General features: G+C 32.8%; 20 protein-coding genes. 7 read left to right on the forward strand and 13 right to left on the reverse strand.

The features are described 5' to 3' along the window. Window positions 1-66: 66 nt before the first annotated feature. On the reverse strand, window positions 67-378 hold the full coding sequence (locus tag MKD52_RS05625) for a DUF2325 domain-containing protein (protein ID WP_112056601.1): 312 nt from the start codon (window positions 376-378) through the stop codon (window positions 67-69). A gap of 189 nt (window positions 379-567) precedes the next feature. On the opposite strand from MKD52_RS05625, the gene MKD52_RS05630 reads away from it, so the two are divergent. Further along, window positions 568-1,017, forward strand: a complete 450-nt coding sequence (locus MKD52_RS05630; protein ID WP_112056600.1) for a Fur family transcriptional regulator — start codon at window positions 568-570, stop codon at window positions 1,015-1,017. 23 nt (window positions 1,018-1,040) lie between these two features. On the opposite strand, the gene MKD52_RS05635 is transcribed toward MKD52_RS05630, so the two are convergent. Further along, window positions 1,041-1,499 (reverse strand): phosphoribosyltransferase family protein, encoded by a 459-nt coding sequence (locus tag MKD52_RS05635; RefSeq protein WP_242099559.1) that lies wholly within the window; start codon window positions 1,497-1,499, stop codon window positions 1,041-1,043. A 10-nt stretch (window positions 1,500-1,509) separates the two neighbouring features. Beyond that, on the reverse strand, window positions 1,510-2,565 hold the full coding sequence (gene mqnE / locus MKD52_RS05640; protein WP_242099560.1) for an aminofutalosine synthase MqnE: 1,056 nt from the start codon (window positions 2,563-2,565) through the stop codon (window positions 1,510-1,512). A gap of 242 nt (window positions 2,566-2,807) precedes the next feature. Here mqnE and MKD52_RS05645 point away from each other — a divergent pair, with 242 nt between their 5' ends. Together MKD52_RS05645 and MKD52_RS05650 are read left to right on the forward strand one after the other, a co-directional pair. Next, window positions 2,808-3,326, forward strand: coding sequence for a PAS domain-containing protein (locus tag MKD52_RS05645; RefSeq protein WP_242099561.1), 519 nt, complete (start codon window positions 2,808-2,810; stop codon window positions 3,324-3,326). Continuing rightward, window positions 3,323-4,696: a methyl-accepting chemotaxis protein gene (locus tag MKD52_RS05650; protein WP_242099562.1), complete on the forward strand. Its 1,374-nt coding sequence runs from the start codon at window positions 3,323-3,325 to the stop codon at window positions 4,694-4,696. Before MKD52_RS05645 ends, MKD52_RS05650 begins: the two co-directional genes overlap by 4 nt. 2 nt (window positions 4,697-4,698) lie before the next feature. On the opposite strand, the gene MKD52_RS05655 is transcribed toward MKD52_RS05650, so the two are convergent. Both MKD52_RS05655 and fliW read right to left on the reverse strand, forming a co-directional pair. Then, window positions 4,699-6,723, reverse strand: a complete 2,025-nt coding sequence (locus MKD52_RS05655) for an ATP-dependent helicase (protein ID WP_242099563.1) — start codon at window positions 6,721-6,723, stop codon at window positions 4,699-4,701. Window positions 6,724-6,729: 6 nt separating this feature from the next. Further along, on the reverse strand, window positions 6,730-7,122 hold the full coding sequence (fliW, locus tag MKD52_RS05660) for a flagellar assembly protein FliW (RefSeq protein WP_112056595.1): 393 nt from the start codon (window positions 7,120-7,122) through the stop codon (window positions 6,730-6,732). Between the two features lie 160 nt (window positions 7,123-7,282). On the opposite strand from fliW, the gene MKD52_RS05665 reads away from it, so the two are divergent. Beyond that, the gene (locus MKD52_RS05665) at window positions 7,283-9,922 is read left to right on the forward strand and encodes a valine--tRNA ligase (RefSeq protein WP_242099564.1); all 2,640 of its coding nucleotides are present in this window, start codon (window positions 7,283-7,285) and stop codon (window positions 9,920-9,922) included. Here the strand turns inward: MKD52_RS05665 and MKD52_RS05670 are convergent. Further along, entirely contained in the window at window positions 9,919-10,983 is a 1,065-nt protein-coding gene (locus tag MKD52_RS05670; protein WP_242099565.1) for an AI-2E family transporter, read from the reverse strand. The genes MKD52_RS05665 and MKD52_RS05670 overlap by 4 nt on opposite strands. Beyond that, on the reverse strand, window positions 10,983-12,365 hold the full coding sequence (ccoG, locus tag MKD52_RS05675) for a cytochrome c oxidase accessory protein CcoG (RefSeq protein WP_242099566.1): 1,383 nt from the start codon (window positions 12,363-12,365) through the stop codon (window positions 10,983-10,985). Before ccoG ends, MKD52_RS05670 begins: the two co-directional genes overlap by 1 nt. A gap of 176 nt (window positions 12,366-12,541) precedes the next feature. Between ccoG and rpsU the strand changes: the two genes are divergently transcribed. Together rpsU and MKD52_RS05685 are read left to right on the forward strand one after the other, a co-directional pair. Further along, on the forward strand, window positions 12,542-12,754 hold the full coding sequence (gene rpsU, locus MKD52_RS05680; protein WP_005020782.1) for a 30S ribosomal protein S21: 213 nt from the start codon (window positions 12,542-12,544) through the stop codon (window positions 12,752-12,754). A 159-nt stretch (window positions 12,755-12,913) separates the two neighbouring features. Next, on the forward strand, window positions 12,914-13,396 hold the full coding sequence (locus tag MKD52_RS05685; RefSeq protein ID WP_242099567.1) for a hypothetical protein: 483 nt from the start codon (window positions 12,914-12,916) through the stop codon (window positions 13,394-13,396). A gap of 24 nt (window positions 13,397-13,420) precedes the next feature. Here the strand turns inward: MKD52_RS05685 and ychF are convergent, their stop codons facing one another. The 3 genes from ychF to MKD52_RS05700 are packed head-to-tail and all read right to left on the reverse strand — an operon-like array spanning window position 13,421 to window position 16,545. Continuing rightward, window positions 13,421-14,524, reverse strand: coding sequence for a redox-regulated ATPase YchF (gene ychF / locus MKD52_RS05690; RefSeq protein WP_242099568.1), 1,104 nt, complete (start codon window positions 14,522-14,524; stop codon window positions 13,421-13,423). 9 nt (window positions 14,525-14,533) lie between these two features. Then, entirely contained in the window at window positions 14,534-15,958 is a 1,425-nt protein-coding gene (locus tag MKD52_RS05695; protein WP_242099569.1) for a leucyl aminopeptidase, read from the reverse strand. Beyond that, window positions 15,955-16,545 carry a DedA family protein gene (locus tag MKD52_RS05700; protein WP_112056588.1) on the reverse strand — a complete coding sequence of 197 codons (591 nt, stop codon included), beginning with the start codon at window positions 16,543-16,545 and terminating at the stop codon, window positions 15,955-15,957. Before MKD52_RS05700 ends, MKD52_RS05695 begins: the two co-directional genes overlap by 4 nt. Before the next feature lie 291 nt (window positions 16,546-16,836). Here MKD52_RS05700 and MKD52_RS05705 point away from each other — a divergent pair, with 291 nt between their 5' ends. Next, window positions 16,837-17,397, forward strand: coding sequence for a hypothetical protein (locus MKD52_RS05705; protein ID WP_242099570.1), 561 nt, complete (start codon window positions 16,837-16,839; stop codon window positions 17,395-17,397). A 47-nt stretch (window positions 17,398-17,444) separates the two neighbouring features. On the opposite strand, the gene MKD52_RS05710 is transcribed toward MKD52_RS05705, so the two are convergent. From MKD52_RS05710 to MKD52_RS05720, 3 genes are read right to left on the reverse strand one after another with little or no spacing between them, the layout of a single operon-like run. Next, on the reverse strand, window positions 17,445-17,801 hold the full coding sequence (locus MKD52_RS05710; RefSeq protein ID WP_242099571.1) for a methionine-R-sulfoxide reductase: 357 nt from the start codon (window positions 17,799-17,801) through the stop codon (window positions 17,445-17,447). An 8-nt stretch (window positions 17,802-17,809) separates the two neighbouring features. Beyond that, window positions 17,810-21,253 (reverse strand): methionine synthase, encoded by a 3,444-nt coding sequence (gene metH, locus MKD52_RS05715; protein ID WP_242099572.1) that lies wholly within the window; start codon window positions 21,251-21,253, stop codon window positions 17,810-17,812. Further along, a complete protein-coding gene (locus MKD52_RS05720) occupies window positions 21,253-21,822 on the reverse strand; it encodes a DedA family protein (RefSeq protein ID WP_242099573.1) in 570 nt (189 codons plus the stop codon). The genes metH and MKD52_RS05720 overlap by 1 nt, the downstream gene beginning before the upstream one ends. Window positions 21,823-21,846 lie beyond the last annotated feature (24 nt).

Consider the following 21,846-nt stretch of genomic DNA (forward strand, 5'->3'; position numbering starts at 1 on the left):
AATTTCTTTCTCCCAAAAGTTAATAAAATTAAGCTGGAAAAATGATACTAAAAAAGGCTTAAAATATCAACATTTACCCTCACAATTACAACAATTTTTTCCAAAAGTTTTCATAAATTCACAATATAGACAACTCACACTTCTTTTTGTGCAAACAATAGGAATTTCTTTCTTTTTTGCTTCATTGCGAAATTTTTTCATTGTATTGTGGTTTAAAAAATTAGTTAGCATTACCAAACAATCTGTATTTTGAGGAATATCTTTGTGATTAATGCTCTCTTTTCTAGCATCCCAATGTGTAACTTTTTTGCAACCAAAATTACTCAAAACAGCCCTAATAGAAGTAATTTCATCTCCACCGATAACCAAAATTGACATGATAAATCCTTATAAAATAAAAATTAACTAAATTTTTGAAATTTACACTCCTGTAATATAAAAATAAAATAATAATCATTATTATCTTAATAATTAATAAAAACAAATATCATTTTATTTTTGATTTAATGCTATGATTCTGCTATAATCCCTAAAATTCTGAATAAAACTATTTAAAAGGAATTAATTATGAAAAAATACAAAGAATCTCTTAAAACAATTATAGATAGATTGCATCTTTCTATCAAAAAAAACAACCTTAAAAACTCCAAACAAAGAGAGTATATCCTAAAAGTAATTTATGAGGATGGGGGACATTTAAGTCCTGAAGATATTTTTATTGCCATCAAAAAAACCTGTAAAAACGCTAGTATTTCCTCAATCTATCGCATTTTGTCATTTTTAGAAAAAGAAGGTTTTGTGCATTCTATTGAAGTAGATAAAAGTGGCAAACGCTATGAGATAGCAAGTGGTTTGCACCATGATCATATTATTTGTGTAGAATGTGGAAAAATTGAAGAATTCTGCAATGAAGAAATTGAGAATTTACAAATTGAAGTCGCACAATCCCACAAAACAAAGCTTGTAGGACACGATATGCTTTTGTATGTTGTGTGTGAATCTTGTCTAAAAAAATAATTTTATAGAGAGATTCTTATGTTTTAGAGATTACGCTCCCTAATCTCTTTTACAATATCCACTTCCCAAAAGAAATCCACCCAGTCTTTTGTTTCGCGCAAATAAAAATCCGGCTTAAAACTTGCTGTTGGTTTATAAAAAATAGATGCTGTTTTAAAGTCAATATTGGAATTAATTTCTTGTAAAATATTTTTAACCTTTATCATACTTGTGCCACTATCAATAATTTCATCCACTATTAAAACCCTTTGATTTCCATAAAGTTCTGGAATATTAGAAATTCTCACTTCTTGTTGCACTCTATTAAAAAATGAAGCTGCATTAATACTATATACCATTCGCAAATCCAATGCGATTCCCAAAAAATGAGCCATTGTCAAGCCACCTCTTGAAATTGCCACAATTCCATCGGGATTAAAATCAATTTTTAAAATCAATTCTTTTATATCCTCTTTAAACATCTCATAACTATAATATTGCATCATTTCCTCCTTAATAAATTTTAATCTCATTATACAAACTATCGCGTTCAACTGGAATAAAACCAGAATCTTTAATTTGTGAAATCAATTCATCTCTTAAAATTCCATTAGCACTCTTACTCCCCGCTGCACTTTGTATAGCTTCTTTTTGGATTGTTCCATCAATGTCATCAGCTCCAAACTCTTGCGCCACCAACGCAAGATTTAAACCTAAAGTCGCCCAATAAGCTTTGATATGGGGAATATTAGGAAGTAAGATTCGACTAATGGCGATTGTCTTTAAAATCTCTTGCCCACTAGGAAAGTTTTTAACTTTCAAAAAATTATTCTCTTTTTGATATACCAAAGGAATAAAAGCATTAAAACCTTGAGATTTTTCTTGCTGATGATAAAGACGTAATAAGTGATCAATTCGATGTTCTCTACTTTCAATATGCCCAAAAAGCATTGTTGCATTAGATTTTTTTCCCAAAGAATGCCAATACCCATGAATCTCAAGCCATCTTATTGAATCCACCTTTCCTTTGCAAATTTTTTCTCTAATTCCTTCATCAAAAATCTCCGCTCCACCACCAGGCATTGAATCTACGCCATTTTCAACCATAAGCTCCAAAACTTCTTGATAAGATTTATTAGAAATTTTGGACAAAAAATTAACTTCCGCGCCTGTAAGTGCTTTGATATGAATTTGTGGATATTTCTCTTTGATTGTTCTAAAAAGCTCTAAATACCATTCCAAATCCAACTTTGGATTGTGCGCACCTACAATGTGAATCTCCAATGCACCATTATTAACTGCCTTTTGAACTTGTTCTAACGCTTCTTTTTTGCTTAAAGTGTAAGAATTTGGATTCTTTCTATGTGCCGAAAAAGCACAGAATTTACAAATATCTGAACATTCATTAGTCGGATTTAAATGGCGATTGGAATTAAAAAAAGTCTTTTTACCAAAATACTCTTCTCTGATAGCTCCTGCCATTTTTCCCAAAGTAAAAATATCTAAATCATATAACTTTAATGCTTCTTTTGGAACTAAAAATGACTTTAATATTTCATTTTTACTCATTTTTTTCCTTTATCAGAGTTACCAAAAACTAAAATTTTATATAGAATTATACACAAAGTTTCTTGCTTTATTTAAAATAATAATAAATCAAAATAGATAATTCTATATAAAAATAATCAAATGCTAAACTTCCTAAATCATTAGCAAATTACATAAATTAAAAAATTATTTTTTAATCATCTTTTAACTCTTTGTTTTATAGAATTTTGGCTTTTACTAAAATTCTTATAAGGAATATCTATATGCCCACCAATGAACTTTTTTTAAAAGATAATACACTCATTACCTCCAAAACAGACTTAAAAGGTAAAATAACCTATGGCAACAAAGATTTTATTCACTATGGAGGATATAAAGAAGAGGAATTTTTAAACAAACCTCATAGTCTTGTTCGTCATCCACAAATGCCAAAAACAGCATTCAAACTTTTATGGGACTACCTTAAAGAAAAAAAGGAATTTTTTGCTTTTGTATGCAATCTCTCCAAAACAGGAAAAACCTATTGGGTCTTTGCCAATGTTACACCCTCCTATGATGAAAAAGATGAAGTGGTAGGCTATTATTCTGTGCGAAGACGCCCAAGCAAAGAAGGCGTAGAGACTATCAGTAAAATTTATAGCAAACTTCTTGAAATAGAAAAAACACAAGGGGTTAATCAAGCTATTCAATTCACTTTAAATTTCCTAAAAGAAAATAACATAACTTGGGATGAATTCATTATTAATTTGCAAAACAAAGGAAAAACAGGGGGATATAGATGAAAAATCTTTTAATTATTGCGATTATTTTAGGCATTGTGGGGTTGGCTTTAGAAGCTATTTTTGTTGGCTTATCCATCAATCTTATCACTTTTGGTGTTCTAATTATTCTTCTAATATTTATCTATTTCAAATCTGCAAAAAAATTAGATTTCCTTCAAAGGATTATTAAAATATCAGCACTTTGGCAACAAGGAAAATTTGAAGCAAGAATCATACATATCAAAGGAGACAATGACTTATGCACTTTTGCTAATAATATTAATAGTGTCATTGATAATCTTGAAGCCTTTATGCGTGAAATTTCTACCGCCATTCGATGTTCACAAGAAGGCAAATATTATCGCTTAGCCTTTCCACAAGGATTAAATAGTGCGTTTGCTGCAAATATTGAAAATATCAATAAAGCCTTAATGAAAATTGAAGAAAATGCCAAAGATAATCTTTCTAATTTCCTTGCCAAATCTTTAATGGATATGAGTTTAGGCAGTCAAAATGAAAATTTAACAAAAATTTCTTTAGATTTGGACAATGATATACAAAATATGAGCATTGTAGATGAAAATGTGACAAGTATCACAACTTCAGCAAAAAATTCACAAGAGGATGTTGTTTCTATCACCAAATCCATTGATGAACTTATGGAAATTATCAATGACAATTCTATCACTATCGAAAGTTTTGCCCAAAAATCAAAAGATATTGATTCTGTAGTTGAAATCATTAGTGATATTGCAAATCAAACTAATCTTTTAGCGCTTAATGCTAGCATTGAAGCAGCAAGAGCGGGAGAACATGGAAGGGGATTTGCAGTAGTAGCCGATGAAGTCAGACAACTTGCAGAAAAGACACATAAAGCCACTAATGATATTTCTATCGTGGTGCAAACTATGCAGCAAGAAATCGCTAGTATTCAAGACAATTTCAAACAAGTTTCAGAATTTGCAAACTCAACACATAATCATATTATGCATTTTAACTCTATCTTTAGCTATATGGAACAAACCACAAAAACGCTTAAAGAGGTTTTTGAAAACCTTTCCAATAAATTCATTTTAAGTGTTTCAAAATTAGAACACATTGTTTATAAATCTAATCTTTACTTGAGTTTTAATCTCAAAAAACAAACTTGTAATTTCGATGAAATCAACCCTATCTCCAAACATCTAGATAATCAAGAGAAAATTCAAGCAATCCACCTAGATATGTCATCTCTCAACAATGCAAAAGAAAAATTAACTCAAAATACAAACATTGCATTAGAAGAATTGAAAAAACCGCTTACCAAAGAAAGTGTTGATGCAATCATTCAAACTTTTGATGAAATTGAAGATGATTCTAAAAAAGTAATTAACCTTTTGCAAAATAACTAAAATCAATTACCTTTATGAAGCAATCCAGCTTCATAAAGGAAAATTGAACCCTCATAGGAAATATTTCTCATCACATCTTTTTTGGCATAGCTAAGATATAGGTTTTCTTTTGCACGTGTTACTGCTACATAAAAAAGTCTTCTTTCTTCTTCTAAACTTCCACTTTGATTCATTAATTTTTTATTAGGAAATCTCCCCTCCATTAAATCAACAATATACACTTCACTAAACTCCAAGCCCTTACTTGCGTGAATGCTTAACAAATTCACGCCCTCCCCTTCACTCATTTCACTAGAACCAAGCATCATAGCGTTTAAAAATCTTCCAATTTCTTGATAATGACTTGCCAAATCCCTCAACAAAAACATTTTTCTTTCAATTCTCTCTAGCGATTCTTGAAATTTTTCTTCACTGATTCTGCCATCTTTGTTTATTGAGCGCTCTTTTGCTAACTTTTGTGCCACCTTTTTAAAGATAGGTAATTGAATGATTTTACCAATCAAAAAAGCAGGTTTATCGCCCATATTAAAACTATTAAAAAAGAAATAAAGCGAATCGAGAAATTCAGCCCCCTCTTTAGTGAGCTTAGGATGGCTTAAAATAGAATTATGCTTAAAATCACTCTCCAAGTAGCTAAATCGCTCAACATTCCCCATTGCAAAAAATTCATCAAAAAGCCCCAATTGAGTATTTTGAGTGATTTTTTTATATGGCTCTTTGATATTTTGATTTGGCTTTAAAAGCCCCTTTATAGCATTGCCTTCACCCAAAATCAACAAAGCCTCATAAATATCCTTTGCCATAGCATTTCCAATCCCCTTAGCATGACTTAAAACATGGATAAAAGACATCATATCTTTAGGATTATAAAGCAATGAACAAAGGTTTAAAATATACGCCACTTCTTTAGAATCAAAAAAACTAACACCACCTTTTCTGCGTGTTGGAATCCCAACTTCCCTTAAACTCGCTTCAATTCCATCTGCACTAGAATTATTTCTAAAAATAACTGCCACATCCTTATAGGGACGATTAGAAAGTTTAATTTTATTGGCAATACCTTGATATTGTAAAAATAATTCATCATAAACAAGCAAAGTTGGCATTCCAAAATTTTGTGTTTTAACAACTTCCAAAGTTTTAGGATAGATTCTAGGGTTTTTTTCAATCACGCGATTAGCGAGGTTTAAAATCGGAGCTGTTGAGCGATAATTTTTTGTTAAACTATAAATATTTCCATTGGGATAGCGATCTTTAAAACTCCCAATTATGCTAATATCTGCACCATTAAAGGCATAAATACTTTGATCATAATCTCCCACACAAAAAATAGATGGGGGGTTAAGGGTTTGCAAAATCGAATCTTGTAATGGATTAGTATCTTGGTATTCATCAACTAAAATCTCTTTAAAGCAAAGCTTATCTTGCGCTACCTCTTCTTTATAAAAAAGCAGTAAATCATTGTAATCAGCATAATGATATTCTTTTTTAAGATTCTTAAATTCTTCCCAAACATCCAAATAAATCTCCACATAAGGCGCTTGTTCTGAATTTCTATTTTGCAACCAAGTTAAAAAATCATCGCTTATTGTTGCATTTTGAAACAGAGAAAAAATATCATATAAATAATTCGCTCCATAAGGCGGAGTTTGAGAGATATGTGTAAATATTCTTTTATCATAAAGACTCTTAAAAAGCACCTTAAGCTCTCTTGGTTGTTTTAAAATGATTGAATTTTTATTTTTCAAATAACGATAAGCCACCGCATGAAAAGTGCCCGCTTCAATTTGTTTAACAATTTTAGAATCAAATCTCAATTCCAGTCTGTTTAGCATCTCTTGTGCGGCTTTATTGGTAAAAGTAAGTAGCAAAATTTCATTAGGCAAAATCCCACTTTCCAAAAGATGAGAGATTCTGCCTACAATTGTAGAGGTCTTACCAGTCCCTGCTGAAGCAATGATGAGATTATGCCCACTAGGAGCTAGTGATGCTTCCCTTTGTTGATCATTAAGCTTAGAGAGAGGCAATCTAAATTATTCTTTAATATAATCTTTAATTGATTCTGCTACACCAAAATTTGGGTAATCTTTTGCTGTTAGAATCACTTGCGCTAAAGTGTGATTGTCATAGTTTAAAATAATTGGCGCTAGGAAATTAATGCGAATTTCAGTTTGCTTTTCTCTCACAAACACACAAAAAACTTTTACTTTAGAATCTGTTTTCATATCCAACAAAGCTTGAATACCTGCAGGAACTTCAAAAGAATACTCTCGCACTTTATAAGGGTTAATTAAAAGCAATTCAGTATCTCTTCCTTTCAATGACAAAAATGCCAAACTTCCATCATCAATCTCAGCAAACTCCACTTCATTTACATCTTCAAATCCTAAAATATGAGATTTAACAATAAACTTTTCACCTTTCATATCAAACTCCTTTTGTAAATTAATTTTATCATTTTACCACTTTTTTAACTCTAAAAACTCAAATTCCATTTATAAAGTTCTAGTTTTTTGGTAAAATTCAAAATTTATTTTTCATTAGCAAAAACTATTCCAACTTTATATCATTAACAAAAGGGCTTTTATGCAGGAAAAAACAAATACCACCTACAACCCCAAAGAAATTGAAGAGCAATATTATGATTTTTGTGAAAAATCTGGCTATTTTGAAATCAATGGCAACGCCACTATACAAAAAAATCAAAACTTTTGTATCATGCTACCACCCCCAAATGTTACAGGAAGTCTTCATATTGGACACGCGCTCAATCATACACTTATAGATATTATTGTCCGCTATAAACGAATGGATGGGTATAAAACACTTTGGCAAGCAGGGCTTGATCATGCCGGAATCGCAACACAAAATGTTGTAGAAAAGCAACTTCTAGCACAAGGCATCAAAAAAGAGGAATTAGGAAGGGAAAAATTTATACAAAAAGTATGGGAGTGGAAAGAACAAAGTGGGGGAGCAATATTAAAACAAATGCGCAAACTTGGAAGTTCTCCTGCATGGAGCAGAACCCGCTTTACTATGGATGAGGGTTTGCAAAATGCTGTTAAAGAAGCTTTTGTAAAACTTTACAATGAAGGCTTTATTGTGCAAGGAAAATACCTTGTTAATTGGTGCACACACGATGGTGCTTTATCAGATATTGAAGTTGAATACAAAGAAAACAATGGAAAACTCTACCACTTACGCTATTTTTTAGAAGATTCTAAAGATTATATTATCGTGGCTACAACGCGTCCAGAAACCTACTTTGGGGATACTGCTGTTATGGTCAATCCACAAGATTCCCGCTACAAAAGTCTCATTGGCAAAAAAGTAATACTCCCACTCCTTAATAAATCCATTCCCATTATTGCTGATTGCCATGTTGATATGGAGTTTGGAAGTGGTGCTGTTAAAGTAACTCCCGCACACGATCCAAATGACTATGAAGTTGGGAAAAGACATCATCTAGAACAAATTACTATTTTTGATAAAAATGGAATCTTAAATGAGTTTGCTGGTGAATTTAAAGGGTTAGAAAGACTAGAAGCACGCGAAAAAATTATCACCAGACTCCAAGAATCAGGCTTTATTGAAAAAATTGAAGATTATAAGAATCAAGTGGGACATTGCTATCGCTGTGGAAATGTTGTAGAGCCTTATATTTCTAAGCAGTGGTTTTTAAAAAAAGAAGTAGCAGCAAAAGCCATTGAAAAAATCAATGCCAATGTAAGTAACTTTTTCCCACCACAATGGAAAAATAATTACAATGCTTGGATGAGAGAATTGCGCGATTGGTGTATTTCAAGACAACTTTGGTGGGGACATCAAATTCCTGTGTTTTATTGTAATTCTTGCAATCATCAATGGGCAAGCACAAATCCACAGACCAAATGCCCACAATGCCAAAACACACAAATTCATCAAGATCCAGATGTGCTTGATACTTGGTTTAGCTCGGCTTTGTGGCCTTTCTCTACGCTTGGATTTGGAAATGGAGAATGGGGAGAGGGCACATTGTGGCAAAAAGATGACTTAAGAGAGTTTTATCCTAATTCTCTTTTGATTACAGGCTTTGATATTTTATTTTTTTGGGTAGCTAGAATGTTAATGATGGGAGAACACCTTCTCTCTAAACTACCTTTCCCAGATATTTATCTCCACGCCCTAGTCCGTGATGAAAATGGACAAAAAATGAGCAAAAGCAAGGGCAATGTTATTGATCCTTTGGAAATAATTGAAAACTACAGCGCTGATGTTTTACGATTTACTCTAGCAATTCTTTGTGCGCAAGGTAGAGATGTAAAACTCTCAAGTAATCAGCTTGAAATTAGTAAAAATTTTACCAATAAACTTTATAACGCTGCTAACTTCTTGCTTCTTAATACACAAAATTTCCCCAATCTCTCTGAAATAGGAGAGCTAAAAACTCCACTAGGGAAATATATGGCAGAACTTCTAAGCAACACCACAAAAGAAGTGCGAGGCTATCTTGATGCTTATCGCTTTAATGATGGAGCAAATGCACTCTATCGTTTCTTGTGGGGAGAATTTTGCGATTGGGGTATTGAGCTTGGCAAAGCTGATAAAGATTCTATTGTAGAATTAGGTGCAATCTTTAAAGAATCAATGCTTTTATTGCACCCTTATATGCCTTTTATTAGCGATTACTTGTGGCACAAGCTTGATGGTAGCACCCTAGAAGAAAGCGGATCTATCATGATTAAAAACTATCCAAACTTCCATTATCAAAACACACAAAATTTCAAAACCTTTGAATTAATTTTAGATTCTATTGTTTCTATTCGCCGCGCTAAAACCACTATCGATCTAGCCAATCAAAAGATTCCAAAAGCCTACATTAAAGGAAGCTTTATTCTACCACAAGATTTCATTCAAACCTTTAAAAATTATGTTTGCAAACTTGCTAAGGTTGAAGAATTAGAAATCACAACAAAAAAAATACCTCATTGCGTTGTGGATATTACACAAAATCTTGAATCTTATCTCCCTACAAAAGATATTGATTTAACACCAATTATCACAAAATTACAAAAACAATTAGAAAAAACCCAAAAAGAAATAAGTAAATTACAATCTATGCTAAATAATGAAAAATTCCTTGCTAATGCACCACAACAAGTGCTCAAAAGCAATCAAAAAGCCCTTGTTGAACAACAAGAAAAATTTCAAAAAATACAGCTAGAATTAAATTCTCTACAAAGCTAGTGCTTGTAGAGATTTTGATAAATTCTTAACATTGCAATAAAAAGTGCTGTAATAGCAGGACCCAATACAATACCCCAAAATCCAAAACTAGATAATCCTGCAATAATAGCAAAGAAAATTAACATTTCATTAATTTTCACTGGAGTTTCTATTAAAATTCGATTAATAAATGCAATCATAAAAGGCTTCACTCCATTATCTGCAAGAGTAGCAATAACAATGATTGAATACAAAGTGATAACTATGGCATTTGTCATATTCCCCAAATATATTTCATAACACACAACTGGAAGCCACACTAAAGTCCCACCCACCACAGGAATAAGCGAAGCAAATCCATAAAAAACACCCAAAAGAATTGAATCGTAACGATAAAAAGCCATTAAGATTCCAAAAAGCACACCTTGTAAAACCATAGATAAGATCGATGAATAAAACACTACACTAATAACTGCACTGACTTCATCATAAAGAGTTTTAATCTGCTGCTTTTCAATGGGAATAATCTCTAAGCAATATTTTCCTAAGGCATTGCCATAATAATAAAAGAAAAACAAAAACACAATAATAAAAACAGCATCACTTAAAAAATAAGCACTATTTGCAGAAATTTTTGCAACAATACTAAGTGCTTTTTTGAAAAATTCTGCCCAATTAATACTATTAACACTTGCTAATAAATCATTAATTTGTTGCTGAAAGACTACAGGTAAATACTCCAAAAAATCCTTCCCTGCAACTGATATTTTTACTTGCATATCTGTAAAAAATTGTTGCAAACTAGCCAAATCTATATTACCCACAAAGGAAGCTAGATTAATTGCCACATAAAAGATGGGAACAAAACATAAAATAAGCAAAAGCAAGGTCATTAATAGCGAAGTTAAAAAAGTGGATTTTATTTTTTTGAAAATAATTTGAAAAATATTATGTGTTGCAATAAATAGCAAAAATGCTATTAAAATATTCATCAAAAAGGGAGAATACAGCTTAAGCAACGCAATAAGCGTTAAAATAAAAGCTGTGAAAAAAAAATAAATCCCCTTAAAAGATTCTTTCATTATTTCTCGTTATTCATTACATTTTTGGGTGGATAAATAAAAACACTCTCTCTAATTACTTCAATTTTTTCTTCGGAATCAAGCGCATATGCCCTAATCTTTAGAGGAATATGAGTATCTTTTTCAGAATCTTTGGCTAAATTTTCATCTGTATAAAGCACTACAACTTGCTTAAGTTTCTCACCAGATTTAATATAAAATGGCTTAGATGGGCGTTTAATCTTTATCATATCATTACCCTCTATTTCAAAATAAAATTCATATCCATTGCGATTAGTATTTTGGAATAAAAAGATATAAGAATTTTCCACTCTATAATTATCTCTCATTGTATAAAGCTCACTGCGGTTAATATTTAAAAGCATACTCTCTTTGGTTGAACTCATATACAAAAGCCCTACTAATACAATCACTAATGCTGCAAGATAAGCAATGGTTTTAAATCGCATATATCGAACTTTTTGCTGTTTTTCAATAGCTTGTGGGCTTGTCCAAGAAATCAAGCTTGGTTTGCCTAGTTTTGTCATAACCTTGGTGCAAGCATCCGAACATTCCAAGCAATTAATGCATTCTAGTTGCATACCTTTTCTAATATCAATATGCGTTGGACAAATCTTCACACAGGCTTCACAACCAGTGCATTCAGCATTTGGAGTTTCTGGCTTTTTCCATAATTTAATCCCCTTAGAATCAAACACAACTCCACCACGCCTATAATCATAAACTGCCATAATAGTATCATTGTCATACAAAACACTTTGCACACGACTATAAGGACACATATAAATACAAAAATTCTCTTTAATAAAAATAATATCTGCAATCAAAAAAATCGTGATTCCAAGCCAAAACATATAAAGATATTTATGCTCTAATGGATTTTGAATATAAGCAAAAAAATCACTAGGAGGAATAAAATACCACATAAAATTAGCTGCTATAATCAATGCTAAAATTACCCAAATCCCAAAAGCGACTATCTTTTTAAGCTTATTTATTCCCAAAGACATATCCGGATCTATTTGGCGATTCTCCATTCTTTTGCGCAACCCTAAAATCTTTGTCTCCAATAAATCTCGATACAAAACCCTAAAAATCGTTTGAGGACAAGCCCAACCACACCACACACGACCTGCAAGAGTTGTCAAGAAAAAAATTATCAAGAAAAGCAAAATCAACAAAAATGGCATTAAATACAATTCTTGCATATCAAAAGCAATGCCAAAAAGATGCAATTGTTTGTGATCAAAAGAAAGAAGAAAAATTTGATTCCCATTAATCTTAATAAAAGGAATACAAAGGACCATGATAGTGGTTATAAGATAAACCCAATAACGCTTTTTGTGATAAAAATGCGCTTTAATATTTGATTGTAACTCCATAGAGACTCCATTGTTTTTGCGGATATTATACTACAATTTCACCGCAAAACGCGCTAAAAATATTTTTAATTTAATATATAACCTTTTATGAAAATAGCTAGAAATCTTGCAAATCAAACTATTTTTAGATAGAATACTATTCCTAACAAAATTTTATATGTAAGGTGGTGATTTAGATGCCAGGAATAAAAGTAAGGGAAAATGAATCTTTTGATGATGCTTACAGAAAGTTCAAGAAACAAGCCGATAGAAATCTTGTTGTAACTGAAAGTCGCGCAAGAAGATTCTTTGAACCAATGACTGAAAAGCGTAAAAAGCAAAAAATTAGCGCTCGCAAAAAAATGCTAAAACGCCTTTATATGCTTAGACGCTACGAATCAAGGCTCTAATTTAACTTAACTTTTGGGAATCTCCCAAAAGTTGTACTAATTGATTTCTTTTAAACTCCAAAAATTCCATTCAGATCTTCTATCAATCTTTTTTAATATTTTATGGAATGCTATTTGCTTTTATTTTTACATATAAATTTCTAGTCTCAAGGAAATAAAATGAATATAACCGATAAAAATAGTTCAATGTGGGGTCTCTTAAGCCAATCGTACGATGCGCAAAATAACAATGCGAACAATAACATTTCAGGCTATTCTAATCCATTAAAAAGTGATTCTGTTTTTGGCACCCAAAAAGTCTCCAAAACAGATTCTAGTTTATTTAACCAAGAAGGCAACTTCTATGCACCAAGCCAAATACAAGATACGCTAGAAATTAGTCAAGAATTATCTAGCATTCAAAATTTTGCGACTAATTTTTCAGGGAATCTAGAAGAACTTGGAGATGCTATGCTTGAAAATAAACTTCTCAATAAGGAAGAAAAAATGGGATTTGATATTCTCTCCAAGCTCAACCCCAATCTTGATTCCAAAACCACTCAAAATCTATTAGATAACTCAAATTTAAGCGATGAAAATCGTAATTTACTTGCTAATGTGGATAAAAAAATTAGCGCTGTTAGATACTTTGGAGGATTTTAATTTCCTCCTTTGTTTTTTGGCATTTTATACATTAAACCTAAAATGCATCACATCTCCGTCATTCACTACATAATCCTTACCTTCAACTCGCATAGCACCAGCTTCTTTAGCCTTAGTTTCTCCACCATACTTGATAAAATCTTCATAAGCAATAACTTCAGCCCTAATAAAACCTTTTTCAAAGTCATTGTGAATAACACCAGCTGCCACAGGAGCTTTATCTCCTCTATGTATTGTCCAAGCTCGCACTTCTTTTACACCTGCTGTAAAATAGCTAATAAGTCCAAGCTTAGAAAATCCCAAATGAATCACAGAATCTAAACCGCTCTCTTTAATTCCTAGCTCATTTAAAAATTCTTCTTGCTCTTCATCACTTAATCCCACTAATTCTTCTTCGATCTTAGAACAAAGCTTGATTACCTCACAACCATTTTCCTTAGCATATTCACGCAAACTCTCTACCATCTTATTATCTTGTCCAAGACCACTCTCATCAACATTAGCACCATAGATAATTTCTTTGTTAGTCAAGAATCGCAATTCTTTATCCAAAGCAAAAAATCTTTCATCTTTATCCTGAAAGCTTCTTACAGGATTTCCTTGTTCAATATGCGCTAAAAGCATTTGCGAGATTTCTAGCATTGCCTTTGCTTCCTTATCAGTTCCACTTTTAGCCATTCGTGTTAGCCTCTCAATGCGTTTCTCCAAAGTCTGCATATCTGCAATCAAAAGCTCTGTTTCAATAATCTCAATATCGCGCAAAGGGTCAATACTTCCCTCTACATGTGTAATATTAGAATCCTCAAAACACCGCACAATATGTAAAATCACTTCTGTTTCTCTAATATTAGCTAAAAATTGATTACCAAGCCCCTCTCCCTTACTTGCACCCTTTACTAAACCTGCAATATCCACAAATTCCACCACTGAATGCTGAATGCGTTCTGGATTTACAATTTTAGCTAACTCCTGCAGTCTTTTATCAGGAACTGGCACAACAGCTTTGTTTGGTTCAATAGTACAAAAAGGATAATTTGCTGCTTGAGCATTTTGTGTTTTAGTTAATGCATTAAAAGTCGTTGATTTGCCAACATTAGGCAACCCCACAATCCCAATTGATAATCCCATTTTTATCCTTTATTTTACTTTACTTTTGATAAATTCTACACATGCGCGCACTCCAATCCCACTTGCCCCAAAAGGATTCACCCCCCAAGCTTTCTCCACATATGCAGGACCTGCAATATCTAAATGCAACCACTTATCCTTAAGCGATTCTTCAACAAATTCTCCTAGGAACATTCCAGCAGTAATTGCACTTCCATAACGACTTGATGGAATGTTGCATAAATCTGCAACTTCAGATTTTAAAAGTTTCCTTAAATAAGGGTTAAAAGGCAAGATTCCTGTTAATTCTCCAACCCTAAAGGCTACTTTGGCAAACTCCTCTTGAAGTTTTTTATTATACCCCATAATTCCACTTGTATAATCGCCCAATCCTACAACACAAGCTCCTGTTAAAGTCGCTAAATCAATGAGAAAATCCGGCTTTAAATCACTTGCAAAACTCAAACAATCTGCTAAAACCAATCTTCCTTCTGCATCTGTATTGCGCACTTCAATTGTTTTTTGATTCCTAGCCCTTAAAATATCATCAGGCTTATAAGCATTACCTCCAATCATATTTTCAGCCAACCCTAAAATTCCATGCACTTCTGCTTTAATTCCAAATTTTGCTACAGCTTCTAAGATTCCAATAACTGCACACGCACCGCTTTTATCGGCTTTCATTGTTGTCATATAATCACCAGGCTTCAAGCTAAGCCCACCACTATCATAGGTAAGCCCCTTGCCCACAAAAACAAATTTAGGCAATTTTTGTCCTTTGATATCCTTTGGTTTATAGCTTAAATGCACCAAATAAGGCTTATGCACACTTGCTCTTGCAACTGCCAAAAACGCTTCCATTTTTTCTTTTTTTAAAAACTCTTCATTATAGATTTGACATTCAAAGCCTATCGATTTTGCAAGATTTTCTGCGTATTTTGCTATATATTCTGGAGTAGCTTGTTGAGGCGGTGTATTAATCAAATCTCGAGTGTGATTTATACTTGTAGCCAAGATTTCTGATTCTAAAATCTGCTCTTGTAAAATCTTTTCATCTAATTTATTCGAATTTAGATAAACCTCTTTGAGAGTTATTTCATTTTTCTTGCTTTTAAATTCTTCATAACTATAAGCTCCAAGCAAGATTCCAAGGCATATTTTTTTAATCTCTTCTTCTTTTTCTACTTCTATAGAAATCGATTTGATTTTCATTTTTTTTAAACTACAAATCGCATTGGCAATCGCATCGCTTAGGGCATTAGGAAATTCGTAATCATACTTTTCTAATCCTATAAAAAACTTCTTACTTTGACCAACTAAGCAACTCCCTTCGCCCTCAAAACCATAAAACTCTAATTCCTTTTTTTCATCTTTGCTAAGATCTTTTGGAATCACTCTGTCCTTTAAAAGTATGATTTTTACTTCCCCTTGTTTTTGACTTGCTATGATTTTCATTTTTTCTCTCCTGTAATTTTTCGCTCCACTTTTTGCGTAACTTTATGTAAATAATAATAAATACCACCTCCAAGCAGAATTGCAAAAGGAATAGCAACATAATAATGCTCTTTACCATAATTTACCAATGCCAAAAGCTGCTCTCCAAAAAAATAAGCCAATAAAATTGTAATAGCAGCCCACACCATCGCACTAACAAGATTAATGAGAGCAAAAGTTTTAGCACTATAGCGTGTTACTCCAATACTCATAGGAATGATTGTTCGCATTCCATATAAATATCTCTGCGCAAAAATAATGGGCCAACCATAACGCTGTAAAAGTAAATGCGCAAAGGCAAACTTTCTTCGTTGAGTTTTAAGTTGTTTGTAGATAAATTGCTTATTATATCGCCCAATATAAAAATAAATCTGATCTCCCACAAACCCACCAAATCCAGCTACTAAAATTGCAATGGGAATTGTCATATGTCCAGTATGGCACATAATTCCTGCCATAATAAGCCCAAGCTCTCCTTCTAAAATACTCCAGAGAAACAAAATAATATAACCATACTCTTGAATCCATTGCGTAAATAATGCTTCCATTTTAAAAATCTTTAAATAAAAATTTTTGGATTCTATCAAAACTTTGCTTAATAAACCCAGTTATATAAATTACCCAAAGAGATTCTATTAATGCAAGTAAATTGATATTTTTTCTATATGAGAGATTTTGTTTTAAAATGCCATTAACAATAAATTTCACACATTTTTTCTCCATAAAAAATTATTCTATTTTAATGTAAAATAGCATATAATCAATTTTAGACTGGTTTTTATTTAAGTTTTTTAAAAATACAATTAGTCTTAATTTCAATTTATGTAAAGGATTCAAAAATGAAAAAATATGTGTTTTTGCTATCAGCTGCCTTTAGTTTTCTTTGTGCAAATGGAATTGACACAGAGAGTGTAAAAGTGGAATTTGAAGGCTATAAAACTTCAGAAATGGTAGGCACAAAGGGTGTCTTTAAGACTGGTAAATTCATGTTTGGAAAAGATAATTCTTCTATTAGCTCACAACTAAAAAATGCCAAGGCAGTGCTTTCTACAAAAGATATAGATATGCACGATGATAATGGCATCATTACTACAAATATTGTCCAGACATTTTTTGAGGTTTTAAATGCTAATTCAAACATTCATGTAAGTTTTGAAAATGTAGTTGAAGGTAAAGATATGGGCGTAATTACTGCTAAAGTAACCATCGGAAAGGAAAGTGACCTAGTTCCTATGACCTATAAAATTAACGATGGCAAACTTGTGGCAAAGGGAGATCTTGATTTGCATGCCTTTAAAAATAGTAGCAAAGCCTTAAAAGCATTAAGCGATGTTGCACCAGGACACAAAGGCATAAGTTGGCCTCTAGTTGAAATTGTTTTTAGTGCCGATATGAAATAACAAAACCTTAAGTAGATTTTTTATCTACTTAAGAAATAATGATTTTATTAATCGCTTTGAAACTCTAAAGCAATAGAATTAACACAATGTCTAGTATTTTTAGCAGTAAATCCCTCTCCCCTAAAAATATGCCCCAAATGCCCACCACATTTTGCGCAAACAATCTCTATTCTTCTGCCATCGCTATCAAGTTGCTCTCTAACTGCTCCTTTAATACAAGAATCAAAGCTAGGCCAACCACAACCTGAATGAAATTTATCTTTAGATTCATATAAAGCGCTACCACATTGTTTGCAACAATAAATCCCCTTTTCAAAAAAATTCTCATATTTTCCACTAAAAGGTGCTTCAGTGCCTTTATGGAGAATTACCCTTTGCTCTTGTTCATTTAGTTTTTTATACATTTTCATCCTTAAATTGCAAAATATTTCGCTTCTTTATGTGGAACAATCAAAGCCGAAGTTGTTGCCTCAGGACTCATTTGATAAGTTTCACTAAGTATAATGCCAAATTCTTGTGGTTTTAATAAATTAAACAAGCCTTTATTTAAAGCTAAATCAGGACACGCTGGGTAACCAAAAGAATATCTCTCTCCCTCTTTCTCTCCTAATCCAAGCTCACGCCTTACTCTTTGATGCACAAAATCAGCCAAAGCCTCTGCTAACTCCACACCCAAGGCATGTGTGAGATAGTATTTATGGTATTGATTATCTTTATAGAGTTTTTCTTCAAAAGGTGCTAAGTTTAATCCACTTGAAACTAAATGCAAGGCACAAATATCACCTTCTTTATTAAAATAATCCCCTAAACACAAATAAGGTTTTTTAGTGCTTCTAGGAAATAAAAAAGATTCTGCATTACTAAAATCTGCACGATCGCTTAATTCCAAAATCAAACCCTCTTTTTTATCATCAGGAATCCTAGTGCGCGTATGATAATAACCATAAAGCACCACAGGAGCAAAAATATTTTTTTCAATAAATTCATTTTTTAGGGACTGAAAAAGTGGCTCTAATTCCTTTTCTTTAAGCTTTAAATATTCCTCTTTTTTTAGCTTACTATAACCCCATCGGTGTTTAAAGAGCAAGTCTTTATCAATAAACTCAAAAATGCTTTGAATCTCATCGTTACTTAATTTTAAAGCTTTTCTTCCAAAAAATGGTGGATTGTAGCTTTGATAAGAAAAAGTCAATTCACATTCCATAGGGTAAAAAATCTCTTGTTTTACTTCTTCTAACTTTTCTAGTTTTTTTGCCATTCTTTGCTCTAGCCTAGAATCTTCACTTTTTCCCTTTTGAGAGGGTAATGTAATATCACTAAAATCTCCACTTTGAATAATCTGCATTGCCGCCACACTATCAAAGGCATCTTTGCAATAAAAAATGATTCCATCATAATTAGGGCGACAATACTCATCTACAAAGTTTCGATTCAAGGCTGCTCCACCAAGCATAATAGGAATTGTGATTCCAAATTTTTTTAATTCTTCTAAATTTTCTTTCATAATCAAAGTGGATTTTACAAGCAACCCACTCATACCAATACAATCCACTTTTTCTTTTTTAATGACTTCTAAAAATTTCTCCAATTCTGCCTTAATGCCAATATTAATCACATTAAATCCATTATTGCTTAAAATAATATCCACAAGATTCTTGCCTACATCATGCACATCGCCCTTAACCGTCCCAATCACTATAGTTGTTTTATGTGTATTAGTTTTTTTAGGCAAAAATTCATTAAGATAATCCACGCTTTTTTTCATTACTTCTGCACTTTGCAAAACAAAAGGCAACTGCATCTCACCATTTCCAAATTTCTCGCCCACTACTTTCATCGCATCAATTAATATTTCATTGACAATTACTTCAGGATCAATCTCATCTTTTGCGCTTGGTAGAATCTTTTGCATTGCGCTTAAATCCCCTTCAATGAGATATTTTGCAATTCTCTCTTGTATGCTCAAAGAAAAATCCTCTTCTGTTTTTTCAAAGCCTAATCCAGATTTTTTTTCAAAATGGCTAATAAAATCATATAAAACCTGCGGACTTTTTTGAGTGTTAAAGATTAAATTCTCACAAACTTCTATATCCTCACTCTCCAATCTTGCATAAGGAATAATATGCGCAACATTTACAATAGCAGTGCTTAAGCCCTTTTTGATTGCATGATGCAAGAAAACAGAATTAAGACAAACCCTACCCTCTTTACTTAATCCAAAAGAAATATTAGAAAGCCCCAAAGTGCTTCCTGCTTTAGGAAAAAGCTTTCTAATTTCTGCAATAGCTTCTAGCGTTTCAATCCCTGCTGTGAAATATTCCTCATCTCCACTACCAATAGTAAAGGTGAGTGGATCAAAGATAATGTCTTCTTCTCTTAAATGATGAATCTCAATAGCTCTTTGCATCATTCTTTTGGCACACTCTACTTTTCTCTCTTTAGTTTTACACATTCCTTGCTCATCAATGGTTAAGCACACAAGCACGCAACCAAACTTTTTAGCTAAACTAGCCACTTTATCGAATTTTTCAATACCATCTTCTAAATTTGCTGAGTTAATAATGCAACGCCCACCAATTAGCTTTAAGCCAATCTCTAAAGCATTCACTTGCGTAGAATCAGGCATTAAAGGCAGAGGGATTTTTGTGGCATATCGCATAATAAGCTCTTGCATATCTTTACTTTCATCTCTACCAGCAAATGCCACACTCACATCAAGCACATGCGCACCCCGCTTGACCTGCTCATTCCCAACGCCTAAAGCTCCCTCATAATCTTCTTTTAAAAGCAATTCTCTAAAGGCTTTAGAACCTGTTGCATTTGATCTCTCACCTATAAGCAATGGTGCAGGTTCTTGCGCCAACTCACAAGCTCCAAACAAGGAAGCTACACTTGGTTGATATTTTCCTTGTGGAGAAAGTGGAATCTTGCCTCTTGTTTTAGCAACAAGAGCTGAAATATGGCGTGGTGTTGTCCCGCAACAACCTCCAAGCAAAGCAACTCCAGCAATATTCAAAAAATCACTCTCAATCTCACTAAACTCCTCTGCTTCCATAGGATAATAAGTTATTCCGCCTTTATTTTGTGGTAATCCTGCATTTGCATGAATAGAAATAGGAAATTTACTAACCCTGCTTAATTCTGTTAAATATTTTTTAGCTAAATCTGGACCCAAACCACAATTAATCCCTAAAGAAAAAATCTCAAAAGGCTCTAAAATATAAAAAAGAGTTGCAATGTCTGTTCCAATAAGCATAGTTCCATTTGTTTCAATTGTGGCTGAAACCATAATGGGCAAATTCTCATCAATTTCTTTAATAGCGTGCAAGGCTGCTTTAATCTGCAAAGGATCTTGCGCGGTTTCTAAAAGCACCAAATCCACATTAGCCTCCTTAAAGCCTCTTACAGCTTCACAATAGCCCAAAAACATAGAATCATAATCAATATGCCCTAAACTTGGTAACTTTGTCCCAGGTCCCAAAGAACCTGCCACAAATAGGGCATCTTTTTGATTCTCCAATGGCGTGTGTGCTTTAATACAATCCTTTGCTAATTGCACGCCAATTCTAGCAATCTCCCTAGAGTGCTCTTGCATTTCATATTCAGCCAACACCCACTCCATAACCCCAAAAGTATTACTCGTAATAATATTAGCACCTGCTTGAAGATAGCTTGTATAAACTTCTTTAACTACTTCAGGGCTGAAGAGATTCAAAGCTTCTGTGCAACCTGCCAAACTCTCTCCTTTGGCATTTTTGCCCCATTCTACCTTTTCTTTTTTTTGAATCTCTGTCCCCATTGCTCCATCAATAATTAAAACCTGTTTCTTAACAATCTCTTGCAATCTTATTTTCATTATTTTCCCTTACTTTTTGTGCTTACTTTTTTGAGCCAAATCCAGATTCCACCAAATAAAATAAAAATAAATATTGGCGCTAAATATGGATATTGTCCTAGCAAATCCATTCCCCCAAGAATCACCTCTCCTAAAAAATACCCAGCAAGTCCAATGCTAACACCCCATAATATCGCACCCAAAGCATTATAAAGGCTAAATTTCATAAAGCCGTAATTTGTTAGCGCCACAGCAAAAGGAACAAGCGTTTTTAGACCATAAATATATTTTTTGACTATCAAAATAATTGAGCCATATTTTCGCATCAATAAATGAATGTAAGCGAGTTTTCTCTTATGTTTTGAGAGATAAGGCATCATTCCTTGCTTTTGATAACGCGCCAAATAAAAAAGCAATAAATCACCCAAAAAATTTGCCACAATTGCCACTGCGATACTTGCTATTAAATCCATTTTACCCGCATAACTTAGCACAGCAGCTCCAACAAGCGCCACAAATCCACCGCCTAAAGAATACAAAAACAAAATTACATAGCCATATTTCACAATTAAATCAATCGTTTCTTGCATTTTTTCCTCATACTTTTTAAATCA

Source organism: Helicobacter sp. CaF467b, assembly GCF_022664765.1.
Taxonomy (GTDB): Bacteria; Campylobacterota; Campylobacteria; order Campylobacterales; family Helicobacteraceae; genus Helicobacter_D; species Helicobacter_D colisuis.

What these genes read in the sequence shown, in the direction of transcription:
- MKD52_RS05625 (WP_112056601.1), bottom strand. Translation starts at nt 378, where the DNA reads ATGTCAATTTTGGTTATCGGTGGAGATGAAATTACTTCTATTAGGGCT.
- MKD52_RS05630 (WP_112056600.1), top strand. Translation starts at nt 568, where the DNA reads ATGAAAAAATACAAAGAATCTCTTAAAACAATTATAGATAGATTGCAT.
- MKD52_RS05635 (WP_242099559.1), bottom strand. Translation starts at nt 1,499, where the DNA reads ATGCAATATTATAGTTATGAGATGTTTAAAGAGGATATAAAAGAATTG.
- mqnE (WP_242099560.1), bottom strand. Translation starts at nt 2,565, where the DNA reads ATGAGTAAAAATGAAATATTAAAGTCATTTTTAGTTCCAAAAGAAGCA.
- MKD52_RS05645 (WP_242099561.1), top strand. Translation starts at nt 2,808, where the DNA reads ATGCCCACCAATGAACTTTTTTTAAAAGATAATACACTCATTACCTCC.
- MKD52_RS05650 (WP_242099562.1), top strand. Translation starts at nt 3,323, where the DNA reads ATGAAAAATCTTTTAATTATTGCGATTATTTTAGGCATTGTGGGGTTG.
- fliW (WP_112056595.1), bottom strand. Translation starts at nt 7,122, where the DNA reads ATGAAAGGTGAAAAGTTTATTGTTAAATCTCATATTTTAGGATTTGAA.
- MKD52_RS05665 (WP_242099564.1), top strand. Translation starts at nt 7,283, where the DNA reads ATGCAGGAAAAAACAAATACCACCTACAACCCCAAAGAAATTGAAGAG.
- MKD52_RS05670 (WP_242099565.1), bottom strand. Translation starts at nt 10,983, where the DNA reads ATGAAAGAATCTTTTAAGGGGATTTATTTTTTTTTCACAGCTTTTATT.
- ccoG (WP_242099566.1), bottom strand. Translation starts at nt 12,365, where the DNA reads ATGGAGTTACAATCAAATATTAAAGCGCATTTTTATCACAAAAAGCGT.
- rpsU (WP_005020782.1), top strand. Translation starts at nt 12,542, where the DNA reads ATGCCAGGAATAAAAGTAAGGGAAAATGAATCTTTTGATGATGCTTAC.
- MKD52_RS05685 (WP_242099567.1), top strand. Translation starts at nt 12,914, where the DNA reads ATGAATATAACCGATAAAAATAGTTCAATGTGGGGTCTCTTAAGCCAA.
- ychF (WP_242099568.1), bottom strand. Translation starts at nt 14,524, where the DNA reads ATGGGATTATCAATTGGGATTGTGGGGTTGCCTAATGTTGGCAAATCA.
- MKD52_RS05695 (WP_242099569.1), bottom strand. Translation starts at nt 15,958, where the DNA reads ATGAAAATCATAGCAAGTCAAAAACAAGGGGAAGTAAAAATCATACTT.
- MKD52_RS05700 (WP_112056588.1), bottom strand. Translation starts at nt 16,545, where the DNA reads ATGGAAGCATTATTTACGCAATGGATTCAAGAGTATGGTTATATTATT.
- MKD52_RS05705 (WP_242099570.1), top strand. Translation starts at nt 16,837, where the DNA reads ATGAAAAAATATGTGTTTTTGCTATCAGCTGCCTTTAGTTTTCTTTGT.
- MKD52_RS05710 (WP_242099571.1), bottom strand. Translation starts at nt 17,801, where the DNA reads ATGTATAAAAAACTAAATGAACAAGAGCAAAGGGTAATTCTCCATAAA.
- metH (WP_242099572.1), bottom strand. Translation starts at nt 21,253, where the DNA reads ATGAAAATAAGATTGCAAGAGATTGTTAAGAAACAGGTTTTAATTATT.
- MKD52_RS05720 (WP_242099573.1), bottom strand. Translation starts at nt 21,822, where the DNA reads ATGCAAGAAACGATTGATTTAATTGTGAAATATGGCTATGTAATTTTG.